The organism is Lagierella massiliensis (genome assembly GCF_001407835.1).
GTDB classification, from domain to species: domain Bacteria; phylum Bacillota; class Clostridia; order Tissierellales; family Peptoniphilaceae; genus Mediannikoviicoccus; species Mediannikoviicoccus massiliensis.
Genome location: NZ_CYUO01000005.1, coordinates 1,006,315 through 1,032,956 on the forward strand (window position 1 = coordinate 1,006,315; position 26,642 = coordinate 1,032,956).

At 31.7% G+C, this 26,642-nt stretch carries 23 protein-coding genes and 1 tRNA gene; 2 read left to right on the top strand and 22 right to left on the bottom strand.

The features are described 5' to 3' along the window. Positions 1 to 293: 293 nt before the first annotated feature. The 13 genes from map to BN2746_RS08495 all read right to left on the bottom strand — a co-directional run bounded on the left by map (position 294) and on the right by BN2746_RS08495 (position 17,372). Positions 294 to 1,061 (bottom strand): type I methionyl aminopeptidase, encoded by a 768-nt coding sequence (gene map, locus BN2746_RS08435; RefSeq protein WP_055079343.1) that lies wholly within the window; start codon positions 1,059 to 1,061, stop codon positions 294 to 296. Further along, positions 1,058 to 2,416: a hemolysin family protein gene (locus BN2746_RS08440; RefSeq protein ID WP_055079344.1), complete on the bottom strand. Its 1,359-nt coding sequence runs from the start codon at positions 2,414 to 2,416 to the stop codon at positions 1,058 to 1,060. Before BN2746_RS08440 ends, map begins: the two co-directional genes overlap by 4 nt. Positions 2,417 to 2,485: 69 nt before the next feature. Continuing rightward, positions 2,486 to 3,718 carry a sensor histidine kinase gene (locus BN2746_RS08445; protein WP_055079345.1) on the bottom strand — a complete coding sequence of 411 codons (1,233 nt, stop codon included), beginning with the start codon at positions 3,716 to 3,718 and terminating at the stop codon, positions 2,486 to 2,488. Then, complete coding sequence (locus BN2746_RS08450) at positions 3,702 to 4,376, bottom strand: response regulator transcription factor (protein ID WP_055079346.1); 675 nt, start codon at positions 4,374 to 4,376, stop codon at positions 3,702 to 3,704. Before BN2746_RS08450 ends, BN2746_RS08445 begins: the two co-directional genes overlap by 17 nt. A gap of 148 nt (positions 4,377 to 4,524) precedes the next feature. After that, positions 4,525 to 6,546, bottom strand: coding sequence for a sodium-translocating pyrophosphatase (locus tag BN2746_RS08455; protein WP_055079347.1), 2,022 nt, complete (start codon positions 6,544 to 6,546; stop codon positions 4,525 to 4,527). A gap of 67 nt (positions 6,547 to 6,613) precedes the next feature. Continuing rightward, positions 6,614 to 6,841, bottom strand: a complete 228-nt coding sequence (gene secG, locus BN2746_RS08460) for a preprotein translocase subunit SecG (RefSeq protein WP_055079348.1) — start codon at positions 6,839 to 6,841, stop codon at positions 6,614 to 6,616. A gap of 125 nt (positions 6,842 to 6,966) precedes the next feature. Further along, positions 6,967 to 8,943, bottom strand: coding sequence for a transketolase (gene tkt, locus BN2746_RS08465; RefSeq protein ID WP_055079349.1), 1,977 nt, complete (start codon positions 8,941 to 8,943; stop codon positions 6,967 to 6,969). Between the two features lie 75 nt (positions 8,944 to 9,018). Then, complete coding sequence (gene lon / locus BN2746_RS08470) at positions 9,019 to 11,349, bottom strand: endopeptidase La (RefSeq protein WP_055079350.1); 2,331 nt, start codon at positions 11,347 to 11,349, stop codon at positions 9,019 to 9,021. A 52-nt stretch (positions 11,350 to 11,401) separates the two neighbouring features. Continuing rightward, positions 11,402 to 12,634, bottom strand: coding sequence for an ATP-dependent Clp protease ATP-binding subunit ClpX (gene clpX / locus BN2746_RS08475; protein WP_055079351.1), 1,233 nt, complete (start codon positions 12,632 to 12,634; stop codon positions 11,402 to 11,404). A 9-nt stretch (positions 12,635 to 12,643) separates the two neighbouring features. After that, entirely contained in the window at positions 12,644 to 13,228 is a 585-nt protein-coding gene (gene clpP, locus BN2746_RS08480) for an ATP-dependent Clp endopeptidase proteolytic subunit ClpP (protein ID WP_055079352.1), read from the bottom strand. 26 nt (positions 13,229 to 13,254) lie between these two features. After that, positions 13,255 to 14,553 (bottom strand): trigger factor, encoded by a 1,299-nt coding sequence (tig, locus tag BN2746_RS08485; RefSeq protein ID WP_055079353.1) that lies wholly within the window; start codon positions 14,551 to 14,553, stop codon positions 13,255 to 13,257. 106 nt (positions 14,554 to 14,659) lie between these two features. Continuing rightward, a complete protein-coding gene (locus BN2746_RS08490; protein ID WP_055079354.1) occupies positions 14,660 to 16,981 on the bottom strand; it encodes a cell wall-binding repeat-containing protein in 2,322 nt (773 codons plus the stop codon). Between the two features lie 314 nt (positions 16,982 to 17,295). Beyond that, positions 17,296 to 17,372: transfer RNA gene (locus BN2746_RS08495), tRNA-Pro, on the bottom strand. 206 nt (positions 17,373 to 17,578) lie between these two features. Between BN2746_RS08495 and BN2746_RS08500 the strand changes: the two genes are divergently transcribed. Continuing rightward, the gene (locus BN2746_RS08500; protein WP_077064948.1) at positions 17,579 to 18,262 is read left to right on the top strand and encodes an aspartate/glutamate racemase family protein; all 684 of its coding nucleotides are present in this window, start codon (positions 17,579 to 17,581) and stop codon (positions 18,260 to 18,262) included. Positions 18,263 to 18,271: 9 nt separating this feature from the next. Next, on the top strand, positions 18,272 to 18,883 hold the full coding sequence (locus BN2746_RS08505) for a YczE/YyaS/YitT family protein (protein ID WP_055079355.1): 612 nt from the start codon (positions 18,272 to 18,274) through the stop codon (positions 18,881 to 18,883). Positions 18,884 to 18,931: 48 nt separating this feature from the next. Here the strand turns inward: BN2746_RS08505 and BN2746_RS08510 are convergent, their stop codons facing one another. From BN2746_RS08510 to BN2746_RS08550, 9 genes are read right to left on the bottom strand one after another with little or no spacing between them, the layout of a single operon-like run. After that, positions 18,932 to 19,615: a 5'-methylthioadenosine/adenosylhomocysteine nucleosidase gene (locus tag BN2746_RS08510; RefSeq protein WP_055079356.1), complete on the bottom strand. Its 684-nt coding sequence runs from the start codon at positions 19,613 to 19,615 to the stop codon at positions 18,932 to 18,934. Beyond that, on the bottom strand, positions 19,606 to 20,436 hold the full coding sequence (locus BN2746_RS08515; RefSeq protein ID WP_055079357.1) for a DegV family protein: 831 nt from the start codon (positions 20,434 to 20,436) through the stop codon (positions 19,606 to 19,608). The genes BN2746_RS08510 and BN2746_RS08515 overlap by 10 nt, the downstream gene beginning before the upstream one ends. Positions 20,437 to 20,444: 8 nt before the next feature. Next, positions 20,445 to 21,788: a phosphoglucosamine mutase gene (glmM, locus tag BN2746_RS08520; RefSeq protein WP_055079358.1), complete on the bottom strand. Its 1,344-nt coding sequence runs from the start codon at positions 21,786 to 21,788 to the stop codon at positions 20,445 to 20,447. Between the two features lie 10 nt (positions 21,789 to 21,798). Next, positions 21,799 to 23,022: a CdaR family protein gene (locus BN2746_RS08525; RefSeq protein ID WP_055079359.1), complete on the bottom strand. Its 1,224-nt coding sequence runs from the start codon at positions 23,020 to 23,022 to the stop codon at positions 21,799 to 21,801. Further along, entirely contained in the window at positions 23,009 to 23,830 is an 822-nt protein-coding gene (cdaA, locus tag BN2746_RS08530; RefSeq protein ID WP_055079360.1) for a diadenylate cyclase CdaA, read from the bottom strand. The genes BN2746_RS08525 and cdaA overlap by 14 nt, the downstream gene beginning before the upstream one ends. Positions 23,831 to 23,846: 16 nt before the next feature. Beyond that, positions 23,847 to 24,293: a GatB/YqeY domain-containing protein gene (locus BN2746_RS08535; RefSeq protein ID WP_055079361.1), complete on the bottom strand. Its 447-nt coding sequence runs from the start codon at positions 24,291 to 24,293 to the stop codon at positions 23,847 to 23,849. 15 nt (positions 24,294 to 24,308) lie between these two features. Next, complete coding sequence (locus BN2746_RS08540; protein WP_055079362.1) at positions 24,309 to 24,929, bottom strand: phosphatase PAP2 family protein; 621 nt, start codon at positions 24,927 to 24,929, stop codon at positions 24,309 to 24,311. After that, the gene (locus BN2746_RS08545; RefSeq protein ID WP_055079363.1) at positions 24,926 to 25,519 is read right to left on the bottom strand and encodes a phosphatase PAP2 family protein; all 594 of its coding nucleotides are present in this window, start codon (positions 25,517 to 25,519) and stop codon (positions 24,926 to 24,928) included. Before BN2746_RS08545 ends, BN2746_RS08540 begins: the two co-directional genes overlap by 4 nt. Beyond that, positions 25,519 to 26,541 (bottom strand): molybdopterin-binding protein, encoded by a 1,023-nt coding sequence (locus BN2746_RS08550; protein ID WP_055079364.1) that lies wholly within the window; start codon positions 26,539 to 26,541, stop codon positions 25,519 to 25,521. The genes BN2746_RS08545 and BN2746_RS08550 overlap by 1 nt, the downstream gene beginning before the upstream one ends. Between the last annotated feature and the right edge of the window lie 101 nt (positions 26,542 to 26,642).

Genomic DNA, 26,642 nt, shown 5'->3' on the forward strand with positions numbered 1-26,642 from the left:
TAAGATTTCTTCTATTACTACTAATTATATATGAATTCCTGTGCAAATTCAATTTTATCTTTTTCTAAAATAAATAATTTTTTGATAATTTAATAACCTTGTTATTCTATTTTTAATCAAGGTTTGACTTTTAGTTGTATATGTTTAAGATAACTTCGATAAGTATATCATTTTTAATTATACTGTTTTATGTATGAGTTTATATTTTATGGTGTTTTTTTTGTTACCATTTGAAAATAAAAAAATCCCCAAAGTCAAATGCTAATTTAACTTTAGGGATTAAATTCTATATTTTATATGTCAATTGTTTCGCCATCTTGAATTGTTAAAACTCTTGGTCCGTCCTTTGTAATTGCAAGAGTATGTTCATACTGACATGACAAACTTCCGTCCTTTGTTCTTGCAGTCCAGCCGTCATCATCAATTTTACTCTTCCAGTCACCAGTGTTTATCATAGGCTCTATTGTAATTACCATTCCCTCTTGAAGTCTTTGTCCTCTTCCACTTTGTCCGTAATGTAGAACCATTGGGTCTTCATGCATATCTCTTCCAATTCCATGACCTGTAAACTCCCTTACAACTGAAAATCCATTTTTTTCAGCGTGTTCTTGTATTACATGACCAATATCACCAAGTCGGTTTCCTATAACTGCTTTCTTTATTCCAAGGTAGAGACATTCTTTTGTAATGTCCATAAGTTTATTTACTTCTTCAGACACTTCTCCGACCTTGTAACTCCAAGCGGAGTCACCCATAAATCCATTATATTCAACAACTGTATCAACGGTAATTAAATCTCCGTCTCTTAACACTTGCTTACTTGGAAATCCATGGCAAATTACATCGTTAACCGATGTGCAAGTTGCAAATGGATAGCCTTGGTAGCCTATCTGTGCGGGAATTGCACCTTGACTACGTATAAATTTCTCACAAAATTTATCTATTTCTCCTGTGGTTATTCCAGGCTTTATAAAATCTCTAAGTTCTTTATGCATTTTGGCAACGATTTGCCCTGATAAATACATAGCTTCTATTTCTTTAGAGTTCTTAATATATATCAATCGTCTTCATTCTCCTCTGAGTCTTTATCTGAGTTGAAATCTTCTGTTAGAATAATTTTAACTTGTTCAATCCTCTTATTTTTTACAATTTCAACGTTAAATTTAACACCGTCTATCTCAAGGGTAGGCTTTTCACCGTCTCTTGGAATATATCCTAAATGAAATATTATAAGTCCTGCTACTGTATCATAGTCTTCAGTCTCTTCGTCAAACTTACTTCCAAGTCTATAGTTTAATTCATCAATTTCTAAGTTACCCTTAACTAAGAAAGTATTTTCATTTATAACCTTGAAGTCTGGCTCATCAAAATCATATTCATCATATATTTCTCCCATGATTTCTTCAATTAAGTCTTCCAAGGTAACTATTCCTGAAAATCCACCATATTCATCAATAAGCACAGCAAGATGCACTTTTGCCTCTTGTAGTTCTAAGAAAAGCTCGTTTATATTTTTCCTTTCAGGTACAAAAAATGCAGGTTTTAAAATTTTACGAATATCAACATTTTTAAAGCCATGTGTATAGGCTTCCTTCATAAAATCCTTAATGTATAAAATTCCTATAATATTGTCTATTTCTTCTTCATATACCGGAATTCTACTATATTTCAGTTTCATCATCTCATCAATATATTCATCAATTGGACTTGTAATATCTATACAAAAAGCTTCAGTTCTTGCAGTCATTATATCCTCTGCTAAAGTGTCATCAAAACCTATTACAGAATCAATCATCTCTCTTTCAGCAGGGTCAATAATACCTTGCTCTTGACCTACCTCGACAATTGACTTTATCTCTTCCAAGGTAACTTTTGCTTCCATATTACTTATGTCTTGACCAATTAATCTTAAAACTCCGTTTGTAGTTGCAGATAACAAAAATACGAATGGTCTCATTACTTTATAGAAGAAGTTAATAACTCCTATTGATGCTAAAGAAAATTTTTCAGCATTTTGTAAAGCCACTCTCTTTGGGACAAGTTCTCCAAATACTAAGTTAAAATAAGCTAATAATACTGTAATTAGTATGAAGGAGATTTTACTTGAATAAGGTATTCTAAATTTCAAGAATACTCTTGCAAGTTGTTGTGTAAGTCCTACTGATGCTGAACCTGCACTAAAAAACCCTGCTAAAGTTATGCCAACTTGTATGGTTGATAAAAACCTTGACGGTTCAGCTATTAGCTTTAAAAGTATTTTTGCTTTTTTATTCCCTTCCTCATCGGCTAAGTAATTAATTTTTTTTCTGTCTACGGATACTATCGCCATTTCCGCAGCAGCAAAAAAACCATTAATTGCAGTAAGTAAAATTAATATTGCTATCTGCTTCGAGACGTCCGGTAATGTGTCTTCCATATTTCCTCCTAATTTTTCTAAAAATCTTATATAATTTAATATAACACATTTCAAATATTTTAAAAAGTATTACAAGGGCAATTCTACAACAAAAGTGTTTCCTTTATCTTCAAAATTTCTCCAATAAATTTTACCATTATGACTTTCAGTGATACTTTTTGCAATTGCAAGCCCAAGTCCATATCCACCTTGAGAGTCCCTTGATCTGGATTTTGATTCTCTAACAAATCTATCAAATATTTTTTTTGCACACTCTTCATCTATTGGAGGTCCCATTGAAGTAACTGAAAATTTAATTTTCTTATCTCTATTAACTAATTCTATTGAAATATCACTGTGTGGCTTTGCGTATTTACAAGCGTTATCTATAAATATTATTATAAGCCTTTTTAGTTGATTTCTATCTCCTTCTAATTTTAGTTCCTTATCTTTTTCTTCAAAAACTATATTTAAGTCATTTTCAAAAGCAATTGACTCAAATGTCAAAGCAACTTCTTCTACTAATTCTGAAAAATTTACTTCTTCAAATTTTAGTGTCATATTTCCAGAATCCCTTTTTGCCAAAAATAGCATTTCTTCAACTAAGTCTTTCATTCTCCTTGTTTCAAGTTCAGTGTTGTCAATCCATTTTATCTGGTTTTTGTCATAATTCTCATATTTCTTTAAAATTTTGAGATTCGCCAGTATTACAGTAAGAGGTGTCTTTAATTCATGGGATGCATCTGCTATAAATTGTTTTTGGTCTCTCCAAGTCTCTTCAACTGGTTGTAGCGCTTTATCAATTAAATACTTTGAAATAAATCCTATTATTATCATGGTAAGAACAAAAGAACTTATAAGAGATTTACCCAACAATTTTACCATCTTTATCTGAGGAGAGATGTTAACCAAGAATAAAATATATTTTTCGTCGTTTGTCTTTACCAATTTATATTTAAATTCTTCATGTAAGACATATCCCTCTAATGATTTATCTTTGTCTATTGCATCTTTAACTCTTTTAAAAACATCATCTTTTAATTTCATATTAATATTACTTGCAATAAATTTTGATTCATCATCAAATTCATAAACAAAGGTTGGTTGACTTCTATTATCTCCCCTTAAAAAAAAGGGAATTCCATATATTTCGCCACCAGTCAAAAGTTCTGACACCACATTGTCCAAGTAATCATCTGTACCTGTTTTAATAACCTTATAGGAATATAAAAAAATACCTAAAAATATTATTAACAGAACTGCTCCTACAAGCGATGTGGAAATCAATAAAAACTTTTTCTTTAGTTTATCCAATATATTCAAGTTTGTATCCCAACTTTCTTAAAGTAGTTATTTCCACTCTACTTTTTATAAATTTTAGTTTTTTTCTAATAAAGGAGATATAAACTTCTACATTATTATCTTCTGCATTTGAATCGTAACCCCAAATTTTAGAAATTAAATCATCTTTAGTTACGACAATATTTGCATTTGACATCAAAAGTTTAATAATTTCAAATTCTTTAGCTGTTAGATTAATAGATTTATAGTTTGTAGATATACTATAATTATTTAAATCTAAAGCTAAGTCTTCAAACTTTAATTCATCCAGTATTACTTGTCCTTTTCTCCTTGTAATGGCCCTAATTCGAGCTAAGAGCTCTTCTACATCAAAGGGTTTAGTCATATAGTCATCTGCACCATAATCAAGTCCCTGTACCTTTGATTTCACTTCATCTCTTGCTGTCAACATAAGTATGGGAGTTTGAACTCCTCTTTTTCTAATTTCTTTTAAAACTTCAAATCCATCCATCTCAGGAAGCATTACATCTAATATAATGCAATCATATATGTCAGATGAAGCATAATATAGCCCATCAACACCAGTATGTACCATGTCTGATTCATACTTTTCTTCTTTCACTATTTCAGATATTGCCTCTGCAAGTCTAACTTCATCTTCAACTATCAAAATTCTCATTCTTTTCACCTCATTATATATTATAGTAACAAAGTTTTATTAAAAATTGCTTAAAGAATATTTGTTTAATTTAAATTTTTATTTGTGGATATGTAAAAGAGGAATGCACTTAGGTACACTCCTCTTGTAAATTTTGTTTAAATATTTCTTATTTTCCAAATGTATTAAGAATGATTCCACCATATTGATAGATAAGTGGAGCAAATACAAGTGATACTACAGTCATTAATTTGATAAGGATGTTTAGTGAAGGTCCTGATGTATCTTTGAATGGATCCCCTACTGTATCTCCGTTTACGGCTGCAGCATGTGCTGATGAACCCTTTCCACCATGGTTACCATCTTCAATGTACTTCTTTGCATTGTCCCATGCTCCACCTGCGTTTGACATAAATATTGCCATTAATACACCTGTGATTAATGAACCTGCTAATAGACCACCAAGTGCTTCTGCTCCAAGTAAAAATCCTATAAGAATTGGAGAAACCACTGCTAAAACTCCTGGAACAACCATTTGTTTTAAAGCTGCTGATGTTGAAATGTCAACGCATGTCTTATAATCAGGAGTTGCTTTTCCTTCCATAATTCCCGGAATTTCTTTAAATTGACGTCTAACTTCTATAATCATATCGTTAGCTGCTGTTCCTACTGCATCCATTGTTAGTGATGAGAATAGGAATGGTAACATACCACCAATTAACATACCTGCAACTACTGCTGGTTTTGATACGTCGATAGCACTAAGTTGTACTACTTCGTTATATGATGCGAATAGTGCCAAAGCTGTTAAAGCTGCAGAACCTATTGCAAATCCCTTACCGATAGCTGCTGTAGTATTTCCAACTGCGTCTAACTTATCAGTTATATTTCTAACATCTTCAGGTAGGTTTGACATTTCTGCAATTCCACCTGCGTTATCTGAAATAGGACCATAAGCGTCAACTGCTATAGTCATACCACATGTTGAAAGCATACCAATTGCTGCGATAGCTATACCGTAAAGTCCTTGTTGTGGATTTTGTGCTCCATTAGCTGAAATAAATGCAACAATTATTCCGATTGCAATTATTATGATTGGAGCTGCTGTTGACATCATACCTACTGCAAGACCAGAGATTATATTTGTTGCAGAACCTGTTTCAGATTCTTGTGCAATTTTTTGTACTGGTTTTTTATCTCCTGAAGTGTAGTATTCAGTAAAACGAGAGATTAAAACTCCAACTACAATACCTATAGCTACAGCTATGAATGGTTGTAAGCTTTCAAGTATTATTTTTGATAACACTCCTGCACCTACTATTGCTAATATTGCAGAAAGTAATGTACCACCATTTAATGCCTTTTGAGGATCTTTGTCTCCTCTAACTGATAGAACACCTAAAATTGATGCTATTACACCTATTGCAGCAACTGCAATAGAATAATAAATACCTTGTGCACCGTAAGCTACCATACCAAGTGTAATACCAGATAGAATTGAACCAACATATGATTCAAATAGGTCAGCACCCATACCTGCAACGTCTCCAACGTTATCTCCAACGTTATCTGCAATAACTGCAGGGTTTCTTGGGTCGTCTTCTGGAATACCCGCTTCTACCTTACCTACAAGGTCTGCTCCAACGTCTGCTGCTTTAGTGTAGATACCTCCACCAACTCTCGCAAATAGAGCGATTGATGAAGCACCAAAACTAAATCCTGTTACAATTGTAGCGTCTTTAAAAATTAAGTAACAAGCGGTAATACCTATAATACCAAGTCCTACTACGCACATTCCCATGATAGCTCCACCGGAAAATGCAACGTTTAAAGCCTTTGGCATGCCACCTTCTTTAGCCGCATTTGCTGTTCTTACGTTTGCTTTAGTTGCAGCAACCATTCCTATATAGCCTGCTGTCATTGATAAAAGTCCACCAAGGATAAAGCAAATAGCTGTGCTAATTCCAATAGAAACTCCCAATATAATTGCAACGACAATTAAGAATACAAAGATAGCTTTGTTTTGTCTTTTAAGGTAAGCCATCGCACCTTCATGAATAAAAGAAGATATTTCTTTCATTCTTTCTGTTCCCACAGGCATTGAAGATATTGAGTTAAGTTTGATAAAAGCAAAGATTAAAGCTAATACACCTGCACCTATGGCAACATAACCAAAAATATTTGATTCCATTTTTTCCTCCTATAATTTAATAATAACAAAAATAAAGCGATTCAATTAATCGCTAAATTTACAGTGTTTACTTTGATATCATAGCCAATATCAATGCAGAAAGTAAAAATACAATTGATGCTACTATAACTATTCTATCAATGTAGTAATTTTTTGAAGTTTTTCTGCCATATCCGGCAGTGTTAGAGTTTTCAGTTAAAGAAGCAAGTCCATCTGACTTAGATTCTTGAAACAAAACAGCAACTATAATAACTATACTTGCCAATCCCAATAAAACTTGTAAAAAAGTATTCATTTGCCACCTCCTGTGCATAAGTTCAATTACGATAATATCATAATTATAAGTTCATATCAAGTGAAAAATAAGTCAAGATGTCTATTTTAACACTAATAGACATCTTAGAATTCTACTATAATAATTTATTCATCTTTTAAGATTTCAAGAGATTTTTCTACTATATTTTCAATTGTAAAGCCAAATTTATCAAATAATTTTTCAGCTGGAGCTGATGCCCCAAAGCTTTCCATTCCTATTGTAACTCCATCAAGTCCAACTACTCTATCCCATCCAAAAGTTGAAAGTGCTTCAACGGATATTCTCTTTCTGATTTCGTTTGGTAAAACTTTATCTCTATATGACTTAGGTTGTCTTAAAAATAAATCTAAACTTGGCATAGAAATTACTCTTACTCCATGTCCCAGTTTGTTAAGTCTTTCTGCTGCTTCACAAATAATTTCAACTTCTGAACCAGATGCCATTAGAATAATATCTATTCTATCTCCTAAATCTTTTAATACATATCCTCCATATAATGCATCTTTAGAAGTTTCTTCTAAGTTTTGCAATTTTTGTCTTGAAAGTGCAAAAACTGTAGGTCCTGTTTTATTTGATAGTGCATATTCATATGCTGCAGCTGTTTCAATCCCATCAGCTGGTCTGAATGTGGTTATATTTGGAGTTGCTCTAAGCATGGCTATTTGTTCAATTGGTTGATGGGTTGGTCCATCTTCACCAACTCCTATACTGTCGTGTGTCAAGATATATAGCACCTGTTGATTCATTAGAGCTGAAAGTCTTATTGATGGTTTAAAGTAATCACTAAACACCAAGAAAGTAGCAACGTATGGAAGAAGTCCTCCATGTAGGCTTATTCCATTTGCAATTGCTGCCATCGCCATTTCTCTAACCCCAAAGTTTATATTGGAACCTTGTCTGTTTTCTGGTTTGAAAAATTCAGAATTTTTCATAACAGATTTGTTTGATGGTGACAAGTCTGCTGATCCACCAAATAGATAAGGTACTTTTTCCGAAATCCTATTTAAAACTGTTCCTGAGTATCCTCTTGAAGCATCATCTTTATCAAATTTATAAAAATCTTCATCAAAAATAGTTTCTGAGATTTCCTTATTAAAAGCACACTTTAGTTGAGAAGCTTCATTTGGATATTCTCTTTCATATTTTTCGAAAAGAACATTCCACTCATCTTCTTGAGCTTGTCTTTTTTTATTGCCTTCCCTAATGTTTTCTAAAACTTCACTTGGAACATGGAACTCTTCTTCATAATTCCAGTTTAGTTTTTCTTTTAAAGCTTTCACTCCATCTTCTCCAAGTGCTTCTCCATGAGCCTTTGCCATGCCTTCCCTTGGACTGTCAGCGCCAATTTTAGTTTTAACTTCAATTAAAGATGGTTTTGAAGTTTTTTTAGCTTCGTCTATAGCTCTTAAAATCGCCTCAGTATCTTTACCGTCTTCTACTAAGAAAGTATCCCATCCCAAAGCTTCATATCTATCTCTAACGGATTCTTTAAAAGCTATGTTAGTATCTCCTTCGATGGTAATATTATTTGAATCGTAAAGTACAATAAGTTTAGAAAGTTCATTTGTACCTGCGAAGGATGAAGCTTCGTTTGAAATTCCTTCCATCAGACATCCGTCTCCAACCAATGCATAGGTATAGTGGTCTATAATATCAAATCCTTCTTTGTTATATACAGCTGCCAAATGAGCCTCTGCCATTGCCATTCCAACAGCCATAGAAATTCCTTGTCCAAGTGGTCCTGTTGTGGCTTCTACACCAATAGTATGACCAAATTCTGGATGACCAGGTGTTTTAGAATCCAACTGTCTAAATTGTTTTATGTCTTCAATGCTTAAACCGTATCCAAATAGATGTAAAAGTGAATACAATAGCATTGATCCATGTCCTGCAGATAAGATAAATCTGTCTCTATTTATCCAATTCGGATTGTTTGGATTGTGCTTTAGGACATCATTCCAAAGAGTAAATGCCATTGGCGCTGCTCCTAAAGGAAGTCCTGGGTGTCCTGAATTTGCTTTTTGCACTGCTTCTGCTGATAAAACTTTAATAGTGTTAATTGCTAACTGTTTATTGTCCATAATAAAACTCCTTTGTTTATTCCTATCTATTATTATAACCATAGCTAAAGTTAACTACAAGTTTATGTCAGATATCTATTTATTCAAAGCCAACTCCAATACCTCATCTATAGTTTCAACAAATTTAATTTCAATATTCTTTTTTACATTCTCTGGTATGTCTTCAAGATCTTTTTTGTTCGCATAGGGAAGAATTACTTTTTTCATACCATATCTATTAGCAGCAAGAACTTTTTCTTTAACTCCTCCTATTGGTAAGACTCTTCCTCTCAAAGTTATTTCTCCCGTCATGGCAAGTTCATGATCCACTTTCTTACCACTTAATGCTGATGTTAGTGCAGTCGTTATAGAAATACCTGCTGAAGGACCATCTTTTGGCACTGCACCTTCTGGGAAGTGTAGGTGAATATCTTTGTCTTTATAAAATTCTCCCTTGATTCCTAAAGCTTCCTGATTACTTCTTATATATGAAACAGCTGCTTGTGCCGACTCTTTCATTACATCTCCAAGCATTCCAGTCAATCTTAACTTGCCACTACCACTCATAATATTAGCTTCAATGGTCAATATCTCTCCGCCTACAGAAGTCCATGCCAAACCATTTACAACGCCTACCATGTCCTCTTTAGGTATATCATCGTCAATTATCTTCTCACGACCAATATACTTTTCAAGGTTTCTTCCATCTATTTTTATTGATTCTTTTTCATTTTCAACTATCTCAACAACAGATTTTCTAACTGCTTTAGAAATTATTCTCTCTAAATTTCTAACCCCAGACTCCCTTGTGTAGTTTAAAATAATCTTTCTTATACTTCCATCAGAAATACTAAATTGTTTATCAGTTAGTCCATGTTCTACTATTTGCTTAGGGATTAAATGTCTCTTAGCAATATTAAGTTTTTCAAATTCAGTGTACCCTGCAATCCTAATTATTTCCATTCTGTCTAAAAGGGCATCTGGAATTGTATTAAGTGAATTTGCAGTTGTAATGAACATAACTTTTGATAAGTCAAATGGTATTTCAATATAGTTATCTATAAAGCTATCATTTTGAGCTGGATCTAAAACTTCAAGCAGTGCAGATGCAGGATCTCCTCTAAAGTCAGATGAAAGTTTATCTATCTCATCCAATAGAAATACCGGATTTTTAGTTTCTGCTTTTTCTAATAATTTAATAATCTTTCCTGGCATTGCTCCTATATAGGTTTTTCTATGTCCTCTTATTTCCGCCTCGTCTCTAACTCCACCAAGTCTCATGCTGACAAATTCTCTATTAGTAGCTTTCGCAATTGATTTTACTATTGAAGTCTTACCTACACCTGGAGGTCCAACAAAGCAAAGTATTGGTCCTTTAAGACCTTTAGTAAGTTTTCTTACAGCGATATACTCTAAAACTCTTTCCTTTACATCACTTAAACCATAATGATCTTCATCTAAAACTTCTCTTGCCTTCTTTATATCATAACTTTCTTTTGAAGCTTTATTCCATGGAAGTGAGAGTATTTCGTCTAAGTATGACTGAACAACATTTATTTCAGGACTTCCCATAGACATAGTTTCAAGTTTTTTTGCCTCTTTAAGTAAATGTTTTTGTGAATCCTTATCAAGTTTAAGTCTTTTTATCTTTCTGATATAGCTATCTACGATAGATCCTTCTTCATCTTCTCCAAGTTCTTCTCGAATTGCTGATATCTGTTCTTTTAAAAAATACTCTCTTTGTGACTTGTTTATTTGAAAATTAACCTTTTTGTTAATTTCTTCTTCAATTTTTAAATATTCTATCTCTTTCAAAAATATTTCATGGAGAGATATAAGTCTTTTTTCTATATCCTCTTCTTTTAGCAAAGTGTAATAATCTTCTGGTTTTAAATCCAAATATGAACTAATTGTATCCGATAAAGTAATCGGATCTTTTATTTCCATTAGTGGAAGAACCATTTCTTGAGTTATTAAAGGATTGTTTCTTACAAATTCATGAACATCTTTTAAAAGAATTCTCTTTAAAACATCCATCTCTTCAGTTGGATTTTTTATTTCTTCTTCCTCTATTATTTGAACCTTTGCTTCAATATAACTTTCCTTATTTATAAACTCAATGATTTTACATCTACTTTCCCCTTCAACTAAAACCCTGGTATTACCTCCAGGAAGTTTTAAAGTTTGTTTTATTCCTGAAACAACACCATAGTCATAAAGATCTTTGAACTTTGGATTTTCTTCTGAAGGTTCAATTTGTGGAACAAGTAAAATCTCCTCATCATTCAATAAAGATGTATTTAAAGCGTTTATTGATTTTTCCCTTCCCACATCAAAATGCATAATCGTGTGAGGATAAACCGTAACTCCTCTTAAAGGTATCACCGGAATGTTTTTTTCAAGGGAATTATTTTTCTCTCTATCCATTTCTTACCTCTCATAAATCTATCATAAAAATAGGCTCACTAAAGTGAGCCTTTTATTCATTATATACTAAAGTTGGTTTTTCATCATCAACTACAGTTTTTTCTTCTATTACTATTTTTTCAATACCCTTCATAGATGGTATTTCAAACATTAAGTCAAGTAATAGTTCTTCAATTATTGATCTTAGTCCTCTTGCTCCAGTCTTTCTATCATAGGCCTTTTGAGCTATTGCCTTTAGACTTTCATCGGTAAACTCAAGCTCAACTCCATCCATCTCAAATAGTTTTTTATATTGCTTAACTATTGCATTCTTTGGTTCACAAAGTATTTTTACTAAAGAGTCAACATCAAGTTCATCCAATGTAACTATTAGTGGAATTCTACCAATAAGTTCCGGAATAAGACCATATTTTAGCAAATCTTCCTGTTTAACTTCCTTCAAAAGTTCATTAACTTTTTCGCCATGTTTTCCAAGAATATCCGCGCCAAAACCAATGGACTTAGTTTCTTTTCTCTTTTCTACTATCTTTTCAATACCATCAAATGCACCACCAAAAATGAATAAAATATTTGAAGTGTCAACTTCTATATATTCTTGATTAGGATGCTTTCTTCCGCCTTGTGGTGGAACATTAGCAATGGTGCCTTCTATAATCTTTAGAAGGGCCTGTTGGACTCCTTCTCCGCTTACATCTCTCGTTATTGAAGGATTTGCAGATTTTCTGGATATTTTATCAATTTCATCTACATATATAATACCTCTTTCAGCTCTTTCTATATCATAGTCTGCAGCTTGTACAAGTTTTAGTATTATATTTTCAACATCTTCTCCAACATAACCAGCTTCTGTAAGAGAAGTTGCGTCAGCTATTGCAAATGGCACTTCCAAAGTCTTCGCTAATGTTTGTGCTAAGAGAGTCTTACCTGAACCTGTTGGTCCAATTAATAAGATATTAGACTTTTGTAATTCAACATCTGAATCATCTAAATTGCTGTTAAGTCGTTTATAGTGATTGTATACTGCAACAGCTAAGGCTCTTTTACCCTGGTCTTGTTGAACAACATAATCATCCAAAACATTTTTTATTTCAGCTGGTTTATAAAACTTACTCTCTTTTATTTCTTTTGCCTGTGCAGTTCTAAATTCTTCATCAATTATGTCGTTGCATAATTTAATACACTCATCACATATAAAGACATTCGGACCTGCAATCAATCTATTGACTTCATCGGAGGTTTTTCCACAGAAAGAGCAACTAATTCTATTTTCCTCTTTTTTTGTCATATGACCTCCTTAATTTGACTTTTCTATTACTTTGTCAATTAATCCATATTCCTTAGCTTCTTGTGCTTCTAAGAATTTATCTCTGTCAGTATCTCTTTCTATAACATCAAGTGGTTGACCAGTACGTTCAGATAGAATTTGATTTAATTTTTCTCTAATCTTAATAATCTTTTCAGCGTGTATTCTAATATCTTCTGCTTGTCCTTGAGCTCCTCCAAGTGGTTGATGAATCATTATATCTGAGTTTGGAAGTGCAAATCTCTTTCCCTTCTCTCCAGCAGCAAGTAAAAAAGCTCCCATACTTGCGGCCATTCCTATACATATTGTACTTACATCACATTTTACATATTGCATAGTATCATAAATTGCAAATCCGGCACTAACTGATCCTCCAGGAGAATTAATATACATCTGAATATCTTTATTTGGGTCTTCAGATTCCAAAAAAAGCAATTGCGCAACAATTAAGTCTGCCATCTGATTGTTTATTTCACCACTTATAAAGATGATTCTATCTTTTAAAAGTCTGGAATATATATCGTAAGATCTTTCTCCCCTATTAGTTTGTTCAACTACCATAGGTACTAAAGTCATAAAATACCTCCTATCCTTCTATCGTTTTAGGCTTCTTTATATTTTACCATTTCAACCAATTTTTCTACGGCTTTTCTCCTCTTTACGGTATTTGTTATGAAGTCTAAATCTCCTGATTCTTTTAAGGTTTCCTTAAATGAATCAACATCCTTTAATTCATATTGCTTAGCAAGTTCTGAAATTTCCTTATCTATTTCATCATCAGTTGCTTCAATGTTTTCCTTTACAATAAATTCATCTAAAGCAAGCTCTCCCTTAACCTTCTTTTCTGAAGCAGGTCTAAGTTCTTCTCTTGTTTTTTCTTCATCAGAATTTGCAATTGCAAAGTATTGATCTAATGTAAGTCCCATGCCTTGAACTCTGTAAAGGAAGTTTTGATATTCTCTATCTACTTCCATATCTATCATAGATTCAGGAATATCTACTTTCATAACCTCCATTAAAGCTTCTACTGCCTTGTTTTCCTTTTCAACTTCAGCTTGTTTTTTTAGTTCTTCTTCAAGATCTATTTTTACATTGTTTTTGTATTCTTCTAATGTGTCAAATTCTGAAATATCTTTTACAAATTCATCATCTAACTCTGGTAATTCTTTTTCTTGAATAGAGTTTAATTTAACTTCAAATATAACATTCTTTCCTGCAAGGCTTTCATCATGGTATTCTTCTGGGAATACTACATCAACATCAAACTCTTGTCCAATTTCTTTTCCAATTATCTGTTCTTCAAAACCCGGAATAAATGCACCTGAACCTATAACGAGTTCATAGCCTTCAGCGTCTCCACCAGGGAACTCTTCTCCATCAAGTTTTCCTACAAAGTCTATATTTACAATGTCTCCATCTTTAACGGCTCTGTCTTCAACAGAAATTATTCTTGAATTTTGATCGCGTTCTCTGTCTATAACTCTACTTATATCTTCATCAGTAACTTCATATTTATTTACTTCTGCTTCAAGATTTGAATAATCTCCAAGTTCTACTTCAGGTTTTACATCTACTTCAAACTTAAACTTTACAGGACTTCCCTTTTCAAGTTCATCTACATCAACTTCAGGTTGTGCCACTGGTTCAAGTTCAAGTTCTTCTACAGCTTCTTCGTATGCATCTGGTAATAGCATATTTACAGCGTCTTCAAAGAATATTTCAACTCCATAGTTCATTTCTAAGATTTTTCTTGGAACATGTCCCTTCCTAAAACCAGGAAGTGAAAATCTACTTTTATTTTTTAAATAAGCTTTTTGTATTGCTTCCTCTAATTTTTCACTTGGAAGTTCAACAGTAAAAACCGCTCTATTTTTTTCTTTACTTACTAATACTGCACTCATTATATTCCTCCATTATAATTAAAATATCAACATTGTTTTAGTATATCATATTTTCTTAAAATTTGCATAAAAAAGGCTACCATCGGTAGCCTAAATTAATTTTAATTTAAATTAGCCCAAAATATTTGGCAATAGTTTTTGCAACATTTTTTGCAAGTTGTTCTGCCCTTGCTTCATGCTTTAAAATATCACTCTCATAGTCATGGAAGCAATGTTCTATAAGCATTCCTGCAGTTGCTTCATTTGCTCTTAATACACCATAGTAATTAGCCTTTGGATTAATTCCTAAATCATTATCGCCGTAATATCTGTACTTAACGCCTCTATTTGGAATATCCAAAGTATCTGAAATAACATTTGTTAGGGATGTCGCCAATGTTGTGGCTCTACAATTAACATCTTCATATATTTCTACACCACTGGTTTTACCATTAAAAGCATTTGTATGAAGAGATATAAAAAGATCATGACCTCTTCCCATTTCTCCTCTTGCTTGAAGACTTGGATCCTTCCATACGCTATCTCTTGTTGTATCAACTATAATACCATATTTCCTCAATTCCTTAGCAAGAAGAAGTGAATAATTATAATTTCCATCTCCTTCGTTCTTCCACTTAGGTCCAACATATCCTCTATTATGTCTTGCGCCTGCACCATGGCCTGGGTCTAATAAAATTCTAATTTTACCGTCATTAGACCTGTCTGGAACATTTTGTGTTTGTGAAGTATTGTAAAGTTGATTTAAATATTTTAAGACTTCAGCTTTAAATCCTTCGGACAACCAACTGGTTCCACCATATAAATTCACACTCTTTGACTTAATACTTTGGATGTAACTTTTTATTCCTGAACTTAAAGTATTTCTATCTACAAGTAAAATTGCTTGGTTATTTAATCCACTTACAGGTCCTGAAGTCAAACTGTCCACAAATTCCACTCCTGTTGCAAGTCCCACTGTTGAACTACTATTAAAATAGTTTTTTGCAATTGATAGTGAAGTTTCATATCTTGATCTACCAGACACTCTACTTACAGTCTTTCCCATTGCTTTAATTGAGTTTAAAACACTATTGCTAACTGTTGAATCTCCACCAACAATAATCACATTAGAAATATTTCCACTACCAATAAAATTCTTTGAAACACCGGAAATAGAATTTTGACCTGTGTATATTATAGGGTATCCGTTTTTAGCAGATAGTGCTGAAGCTGATAGTGAATCTGGTAAACTCTTTTCACTTGATAGTATAACTGTATTAGTTGACTTAAATGCCATTGCTTTTTTTGCAACCTTTACAGACATATCAGCATCTGAAGAACCACTTATAACTTCAACTTTCTTTCCCATTCCCTTTAATGAATTAATTACACCTGAAGAAATTTTTGAATTTCCTCCAATAACTATTATATTACTTGCATTAAGTCTTTGTATTTCAGCTTTAGTTGAAGCATTTAACAAATTCTTTTCAGTAATTAGTATTGGAGCTTTTAAATTTCCTGCAAGACTTGAAGCAACCAATATATCATTAGGTGCTTGACCATTTGCAAGTACCACATAGTTTGATCTTGAAAACTTACTCTTTGAAATTGCAACGGCTGTTTCATATCTACTTCTGCCAGAAAATCTATCTACTGTAACTATGGCAGATGTAGAAGATTCACCACTTAATGTGTTTAAACTATCTATATTTGAAGAGTTTGCTAAGTCAGTTTGTGTATTTTCTAAATCTTCTTTGTTACTGTAATCAGACAATAAATTAATTGAAATATCTTTTACAAATGAACCAGCTTGAACTTTTAAATTATATCTACCCGCTGGTAAATAAGTATTTTCTGGTACAGTAATTGAAGAGGATAATCCATTATTAAAAACATTTAATGTAGCATTTGACTGTCCTGAAAAACTTAATTTAACATCAGTATAATTTCCATAACTATCGAATCCCATTAATGTCGAAATCAGTTCTTCCAATTTTTCACCAATTATTGAAGAATTATTTTCTAAAGTTTCTGTTGCAACATATCCATCTGAAAATCCTGTCATCTGACTTAGATTTTCATAAATACTTACAGAAAATTCTTCCAAATTTAAATTGCTGTCAATATTATCATTTAGAAGTTTCCATAGTCCTGAGCTATCGAAATTAAGTTCCAGATAATAAAGACCTAAATCCTCATTGTAATTAGAAGCAAATTCTTTTATAGAACCATCTTGATTTTTGAAAGTTACTTTCGTATTTTCATTGATGATGCCAAGCCTGCTATCTTTTATATATATAGGAATATCTTTTACTCCTTCGATACTACTTATATTAATATCTTCATTAGCTAATGACTTTGAAGCTAATCCATTTCCCAAAAATAAAGTAGTAAGCATCATAGTTATAACCATCAATAAAGAAACATTTTTAATTAGTTTTCTGTTCATTTTTTTCTTCCTTTCTATTTTATCCTCCCAAATCTAATAAAATTATAACTTAAAGATTAAAACTAATCCAATTTATGAGCCGATTTGACACATTTTTTTCTAATTTTGTAACTTTTTTGTAACATTTAAACTTATGTTCGCCTTATTGCTAATATTTTATCATTTTTCAACCATATTTTAAATTAATTATTTTCCACAATCTTTTGTATTTAATCATAATGTTTTTTATTTCGTATTAGCTAAATCACAAAAAATTTAATATGAATAATTATATAGAAAATAAAAAAAACGCCTGACATATCAGACGTTCTTTATGGTCGGGGTGAGAGGATTTGAACCCCCGGCCCCATGGTCCCAAACCACGTGCGCTACCGGACTGCGCTACACCCCGAAACTGTCGCTCCTTATTGACGACTATTTCATTATAGCACCAACAAAAAAAATTTGCAAGCTTTTTTCTAAATTTTTTAAAATATTTAAAAACTCTTAGTATCATAATAAGTTTTTCGATTTTTTGCGCTACATATATTATACTGTATTTTTTAAAATTGCCAAGGCTTAAAAGATTATATATAATAAACTGTAAGAAAGTTGGTGTTGAAAATAAAAAAATTAGGTATTATTGGTGGTATGGGTCCCCTTGCCACTGTTAGATTTTATGAAAGAATAGTTGAAAATACTGATGCTCATAGAGATCAGGATCATATAGATATGGTTATACTAAATCATGCTTCTCTTCCTGATAGAACGAAAATTATTCAGGAAAAAAAATATGATGTATTTTTGGACTCAATAAAAAAAGATTTTGAAATAATGAATTACTTGAATGTAGACAATATTGCTATTCCTTGTAATACAAGCCATTTTTTTATTGATGAATTTAAAAAGATGACAAATATCAATATTATTAATATGGTGGAAGAGACTGTTCTGTATATTGCAAATGAAACTGATTTTAAAAAGATTGCAGTTCTTGGAACTTATGGAACTTTAAATTCTAAAGTCTATGAAAGATATATCAGTAAGTATAAACTTGAATCATATATGCTTGATGAAAAAGAAAAGAGTTTATCAATGGAAACAATTTATAAAGTTAAGGAAGAGGCTTTAACTCAATCAGATGAATTTGAAAATTTTGTAGAAAAATTGAATATGAATGACATTATGCCTATTCTCGCATGCACAGAACTTAGCTGTTTAAAATTTTCAAATCCAAACCTTCACTATATAGATGCAATGGATATATTGACTAATAAATCCATTGAAAAATCTATTGAGTAGGTATCTAAAATGAAATACAAAAAATTTCTTTTAAATACCCTATTTTCTATTGTTGGTGTTTTGATACTCAGTTTTGGTGTTGCCATATTAAATATAGGTAATGTTGGCGTTGATCCTTTTACCGCTTTTAATATTGCAGTAGGTGGAGCTTTTAAAATTACCCTTGGGAATTTTCAGTTGCTTATGAATATTATTATGCTTGTTTTGCTACTTGTTTTTGGAAGACAGTTCTTGGGACTTGGTACTTTAATAAGCATGACCATGATAGGTTATAGTGTTGAGTTCTTTACTCATCTTTTCTATGGATTAACAATATACCAATCAAATTTAATTTTTAAAATAGTGACTTTAATTTTAGGTTCTTCAATATTTTCGCTTGGAATTAGCATCTATATCATTTCAGGCTTAGGAGTTGCTCCCTATGATGGCTTAACATTATTAATTGAAGACAAGACCAGCCTTAAATATAGATTTCTAAGGATAATACAAGACTCCTCTTTTACTCTCATTGCATTTATTTTTAAAGGGCCCATTGGTGTTGGTACAATTATATCAGCCTTCTTCACAGGTCCTCTGATAGATTTTTGGTATAAGATAATTTTAAAATACAAAAAATTTTAACCTCTAACAATTCTTCTCTCTTAGGGAGGAGAATCATTAGAGGTTATTTTATATCTCTTCTATAAATTTTAAAGTCAGCTCTGCAGCTCTTTTACCTGCAATGAATTCAAACTTGTCGTAATCATCATCGCCTGAGCTGTTGGCTAAATCGGAAATGGATCTTATAACTAAAAATTTAGTATCATTTAAATAGCACACATGGGCAATGCTTGCTCCTTCCATCTCAACACATAGAGCATCAAAATTATTTTTCAATTCTTTTTTTATATTATCATCTACCACAAACTTATCTCCAGTTATTATAAGCCCTTCGTAGTATGAACCATCTTTTAAAAGTTCTTCAAATTTTAAAAGTAATTTTTTATCTACTTTAAAGGAATTCACAAATGGAGAATATTTTTTTAAAAGTCTTCTTTCATAGTCATGATAGGTAAGTTCATTTCCTATTACTAAATCAAGATGCTTTAACTTATCATCAAGTGCTCCTGCAATTCCAGAATTGATAACAATATCAGGACTATATCTATCTATTATCCCTTGAGTTAAAATAGCTGCATTTACTTTTCCAACTCCACAGTCAGTAAATACAATATTCTTGTCTTTAAACTTTCCTTCATATATCTTTCTCTTACATATATATGAAACTTCTTCTAATTCTACTTTATCTAAAAAGAATTTTATCTCAGACTCCATAGCACAAATAATCGCTATGTCTTTTTTTTCTAAAAGCATATTATAACTCCACCTAAGTTTGCATATACTGAAGTTAAAAGTCCTGTTTCTACAATATTGATGCTTTTGTTTTTGAAATTCTCATCAATATGATTTTTTATCTTATTTGTCATATCCAAAGATTTGCAATGTGAAATAACAAAATTTCTTTCGCTCAAATTTGACTCCGTAGATATTGCCTCATATAGTTTCTTCAAAGCATTAACATATCCTCTTGTCTTTGCATATACTTCTATCTCTCCATCAACTCCACACATAACTGGCTTAAAGGATAAGAGTTTTGCAATTTTACCTTTAATCATAGATATTCTTCCATTTTTAATCAAATTATCAAAATTATCTAAGATAAAATAGGTCTTCATTCCTGAAATAAATTTTTCAACATTTTCTACAATGTCTTCAAAAAATAATTCTTTCTCTATAAGTTCTTGAATTTTTAGTGCAACGACCGTTTCTCCAGAACCTGCTGACTTTGAATCAAAAACATGTACTTTTGCATTTGAATTTTCAGAAAACATTGCTTTTGCCAAAACCGCATTGTTATAAGTTGCACTAAGTTTCTTTGAAATAGTTATTATAAAAATTTCTTCATAGTCTTTGAATTTTTCTAAGAACTGATTTGGTGACGGAGCTGCAGAACCTATAGGAGATGTTGTCTTTTCCATTTTTTTTAAAAATTTATCTCTATTAACATCTGAGGTATCTAAAATACTCTCACCATCTATATCTATATGAAAAGGAACTAAATCAATATTAAGTCTTTTTTTTATCTTATCATTAAGGTCACACGCCGAATCGGCTAATATCAATCTCTTTGCCATAAAATCTCCTATAAGAACTTTGATTCTATTAGTGAAGCAAGCTTATTTGCCTCTCTTTCTAAAACCTCTAATTCCTTTCCCTCTATCATAACTCTAACTAAGGGCTCAGTTCCTGATGGTCTTATAAGAACTCTTCCCTGACCTTCAAAAATTTCTTCAACTCTCTTTATTTCCTGTTGAATGTCTTTATCTGTCTCATAAGCTCTTTTAAATTCATTTTTAACTTTTGCATTAACTAAAACTTGTGGATAGGTTGTCATTAGGCTATTTAATTGAGACACTTTTACTGACACCTCTTTTACTACCTTCATTAAAAGTAACGAAGATAATACTCCATCTCCTGTAGTTGCATGCTCTTTAAAAATTATATGACCTGATTGTTCTCCTCCAATAGAGTAACCTTCTTGTAACATAGTTTCAAGGACATATCTATCTCCTACAGAAGCTTTTATTAAGTTGATATCTTTAGAATTGCAAAATTCTCCAAGTCCAATGTTAGTCATAACTGTTCCTACAACTCCATTATTTTCCAACTTGCCTTTTTCTTTTAAATACATTGATAAGATAGCTAAAAAGTGATCACCATCTAAAAGATTTCCTTTTTCATCAACAGTTATTAGTCTATCTCCATCTCCATCATATGCAAATCCAATATCACAATTATTTTCTACAACTAACTTTTGCAAGTCTTCTGGATGAGTTGAACCACATTTGTCATTGATGTTTATACCATTCGGCTCGGTATTTATTGCTATAACTTCTGCACCAAGCTCTTTATATATTTCAGAAGCTATTTTGTATGTTGCACCATTTCCACAGTCAAGAACAATCTTGTATCCAGCAAAGTCACTTGCAACACATTTTTTCAAATATTCTTTATATTTTTCAAATCCGTCATTGCTATGGATTACCTTCCCTAAATCTTTTCCAACTGGTCTTTCTTCAATTTTCTTATAATTATCTATTAAATCTTCAATATCATTTTCAACTTTGTCAGGTAATTTATATCCATCACTTCCAAAATATTTTATCCCATTAAATTCAAAAGAATTATGGGAAGCGGAAATTACAATACCAGCTTCTGCTTTATACTCTAAAACTAAATGGGCAACCGCTGGAGTAGGTATTACCCCTAAAAGTTTTACATTAAATCCCATAGAAGTATAACCTGCTACTAATGCAGCTTCAAGCATATCTCCTGAAATTCTGGTATCCTTCCCAATTAATATTAACTTGTTATCATCTTCTTCCAATCTATATGCTGAAGCTCTTGCAAGTTTATATGCTAACTCTGGAGTAAGTTCACTGTTAGCAACCCCTCTTATTCCATCGGTTCCAAAATATCTACCCATTTTCCCTCCATTATTCATTAACTATTTTAATTTTAATTGATGTTGGATATACTAAAGTATTAGTTATCCCTTCTTTGTTCAATTCAATAATTATAGGAACTGAATGTTCCCCATCTGTTAAATCTTTTAAGTCTATTTTTAATTTGAAATCCTTTAGTTTTATCGTTTCAATAACTTTTTCATCTCCAAACACCCTTACGGATATCTCTGATAACTCTGGAGGAAGTATTAATGCTTTTCCTTTTTCTTTATTAATAACTTCTATATTTTCAGTACTTACATTAAATAATTTACTTGGTTTTCCTTCCCCAACATTTGATGAATAAGTTACGTCTATAAATCTATCTTCCCCTGAAAGAGGTGATATACCTTCAGGAAATTCTAACTTAACATTTTTAGTTGTATTATTTACAAATTCCGAAAGATCTACAACTTCTGTATTAATCTCTTTTATCTTATCTAACTTTTCCTTCTGACCTATTATTGTAATCTTGCTTTTACCAAGTTTTAAATCTCCTGAATTAAAATCAAATGGTTGATTTTTATAAGCAATTTTAATCGGTACTTGTTTTGTAGAAGACACAAAAACATTTACAGTTACATCTGTATTTTCTATATTCAAATCTTTTATTTCTGTATCATTTGAATCAAAAACTTGAACTTTTTTAGAAATAGAAGTATCTTGTGTTATAACTGATAAATCAACAGGAACAATAACTTTAGAAATCTTATCTATAAGCTCTTTTTGATCGGTTATCTTAACCTCACCAGGAACAACTTCAATATCTGTAACTGTAGTATTATCAGATGGCAATTCTCCTATTCTCTTCACTTCTATCTTTTTTACAAGTGTCATTATTTCATCTAATTTTAAAGCTATTTTATAATCTGATTTTTCAATTATAGAAGTACCTTGAGGTGTAGAAAAGTTCAAACTCACTTCGCCATTCTCATTAATTTCATTCATGTCTGCATATACTAAGATATCATCCCGGCTTACTCTTGATATAACATTTCTCTTACCCTCAAGAGTGATATTTACAACAGGATCTATAGGATCAACAATTGTCAAATTCTTTTTCTTTAAAACATCCTCATTTTTATACATTACAGGAATAGACTTGTAATCTTTTTTTATGTTTGGATTGGTTTCTGAAACAACATAATACCAAAGTGCTATTGCGAAAATCAAAGAGATTAATTTGAATGGCCAGTTTTCTTTAATCCTCTCCATTTAAAACCCCTTTCTTTCCATCATCATAGTTATAGAACCTGAGTAAAATTTCTTTTAAGGTCTCTTCATCCACATATCTTTTAAGCTCTCCTTTTTCTGCAACAGAAATACTTCCAGTTTCTTCCGATACTACAACGGAAAGAGAATCTGATCTTTCTGACATTCCAAGAGCAGCTCTATGTCTTGTTCCAAGTTCCTTAGAAATAGCTTGACTATCAGACATTGGTAAAAAGCAAGACGCTGCAATTATCTTATCTTTTCTTACTATTACAGCTCCATCATGTAATGGAGTATTAGGAATAAAAATATTTATTAAAAGCTCACTTGATATATCTGAGTTTAACTTTGTTCCAGTTTCAATAACTTCATTTAGTCCAGTTTTATTTTCAAATACGATAAGCGCTCCTATCTTTTGTCTTGATAAGGAACCCATTGCAGAAACCACTTCTGATGCTACTTGGTTAATAGTTTCATATTGCAAATCTATAAATGATTTTCTAAAGATGTTACTTGTACCAATATATTCAAGCATTCTCCTTAGCTCAGGCTGAAATACTACAATAAAAAGGATTAAACCTGCAGTCATTGCCTTACCAAGAATCCATGTTACAGTGTATAGATTAAGAAGCTTACTAATAATTGCAAATGTAAAAATAGCTAAAACGCCCTTCATCAATTGCTCTGCTCTTGTTTGCTTTATTAGAACAAATATTTTATATATCGCTAAAGCTACAATTATTATGTCAATAATATCTCTTATTCTTATAAATGAAAGAGCTTCTAATAATCTACTTGCCCCTTGCCCCATAATGCACCTTTACTTTCTAACCTTTTAAAACTTTATCAACTACACCATTTACAGTCTTACCATCAGTTTTAGAACCAAATTTTCCTAAAACATGTTTAATAATTAGACCTTTGCTCTTAGGAGAAATTTCTAAACTCTCTTCTTCTATAAAAGTCCTAACTTCTTTTTCTATTTCTTCATCTGAAACCTGTTCTGGTAAGTAAGACTCAACAATTTCAATTCTTGCATTTGTTTCATCAATAATATCTTTCCTGTTTTCAGGAGTTTGCGCCAAAGTATCCTTAAGTTGCTTAAGTTCTCTTTGAACAAATTTAATTGCTTCATCATCGCTTAGTACCTTTTTAGATTCTTTTTCTTCCAATGCAATTGATGACATAAGTAAGGTTATAACATTAACCTTTAATTTATCTTTATCCTTTAAAGCTTGCATCTTATCTTTTCTTAATTTGTCTAAAAAACTCATAATTTCCTCCTAATTTTAAAATAATAATTTAATATAATATCCTGTACTGAAAAGAAATATTACCCAATAACAGCAAATGGCACCAAGTAGTAAACCTATAACAACATCTGTAAACCAGTGTACTCCCAGTACAAGCCTTGAAATCCCTATCATTATCCCTAAAAATCCCATTCCAATTACGAAGATGGGGCTACCTCCCGTCATATCGGAGAGTACAAATCCCAGAGTAAGATAGTAACTCATACCAACGGTGGAATGGCCACTTGGAAAAGAATAACCTAAATCATAAAATTCCTTTGCCGTTTCAGGTCTATGAACCCTAAATAGAATCTTTAGACCCTGACTTGCTATAACTGCAGTGATTATTGAAAGAATAATAGCCGATGCCGCCTCGTATTTCTTTTCTGAAGCCAAATAGAACAAAATTGGCAGTGTCATAATCCAAATAGAATCTACATTTGCCAAGTTAGTTATAGTTTCCATAACTTCTCTCATGTTCTTTGAAGTCTTAGCTACCAAAAAATCTCTAACCTTTACATCAAATTTAAATCCATTTGACCTTCTTCCAATTATACCAACTGTAAGTACCGTTAAAATAAGTAGTACCGTAATAGTTGTGGGTAAATTTTTAATCATAATAATTCCTTCTTATATTTGTAATCTACAACCGAAGATATGGAATAGCCTAATAATAATCCTGTTATAACATCTGTCGGCCAATGTACCCCAAGTGCAAGCCTGCTAAAACCTATTAGTAATGGAAAGATGACTAAAAAAACTTTGTAGGGATTATTTCTTAAATCATTTATTCTGTAAATTGTCCAGTATGTTGCAGCAGAAACTATAGAGTGACCACTTGGGAAGCTATAACCACCCTGCTCTATAACAAAAAAATCAATTGGTCTAATTCTTCTTACTGTATTTTTTATAGCCACCATAATCAAAGTTGCAATTAATATAGAAGCTAATATATATATAAATTTCTTACCTTTCTTTTTATAAATCATCCATATTCCCACTGGAATAAAAATGTAGAAGTAGGTAGTGGTGTTTCCAAAAAATGTTATAAACTTATAAAAACTTGTAAGATGTGTATTGCTTCTAATAAAACTTAGAATATTATAGTCATAATTTTCGAAAAAATTTGTATTCATCTTAAAAGAAACAATCAAAGATATTAACCATGCAAAGGCAAATAATATAATAATTTTGTCTCGCTTTTTCATTAAATCCCCTTACCATATTGGCAATTAGGATAATGACAGTTGTCACATCCTAAACAAAATCCACCGTAGCCAAGTTCTGCAATTATTTCTTTAGTTACTTCCGTGTCTGAAAGTATAAATGGAAGTATAACATCAAACACTGTCGTCTTCATAAACATAACACAACCTGGAAGACCCAAAATAGGAATATCTTTCAAATAGGATAATAAAAACATCGACCCGGGTAGCATTGGACTGCCATAGGAAATGATGTTTGCCCCCGTTTCTTTAATTGCTCCAGGAGTTAAGTCATCTGGATCAACAGACATACCCCCAGTGCATGAAACAAAATTACATCCTGAGTCTATAGCTTCCAGTATGGCTTCCTTTATTTGATTTAAATCATCATCACAAGTTTTATGAAATATAACTTTAGAATCAAAAGTTTCTACCTTTTCTTTAATCACAGGTGTAAACTGATCTTTGATTCTACCATGATAAACCTCTGACCCAGTTGTAATAATTCCAACTTTCTTTTTTATAAAGGGTTTTAAATTTAAAATCGGTTCGTTATTCCAGATTGTTTTAGCTTCATTTAAAACGTCTTCATCAACTAATAATGGAATAACCCTCGCGCCTGCTAAGCTATCTCCCTTTTTTACTGGTAAATTCCCATGTCTTGTAGCTATAGCCACATCATCTATAATATTAAGTTTGAATAATCTATCTCTATCAACTTGAAAGAATCCGTTTATATCTGCCTTTACTCCAATCTTTCCTTCTGAAACTTCAGTAAGTATCATATTATCTCCCTTACAAATACTTCCAAGGACTTGTGCAGCTTCAACTTCATGTATCATATTTTCATCTTTTTCAAGTACATAAATATGCTCCTTACCCATATTTAAAAGTACTGGTATATCAGACTCTTCTATTATATGTCCTTTTTTAAATGCCGGACCTTTGAATTCTCCCTTTACAATTTTAGTTAAGTCGTGGGGAATAACATGTCCTATTGCATCTTCAACTCTAATTTTTTTCATTTTTACTCACCTATAATACTATTTTAACACAAACTCACTCTCAAAAATAAAGTTTTCTTAATTTATACATCTCATTGTACTATTTTTTTATATGTAAAAGG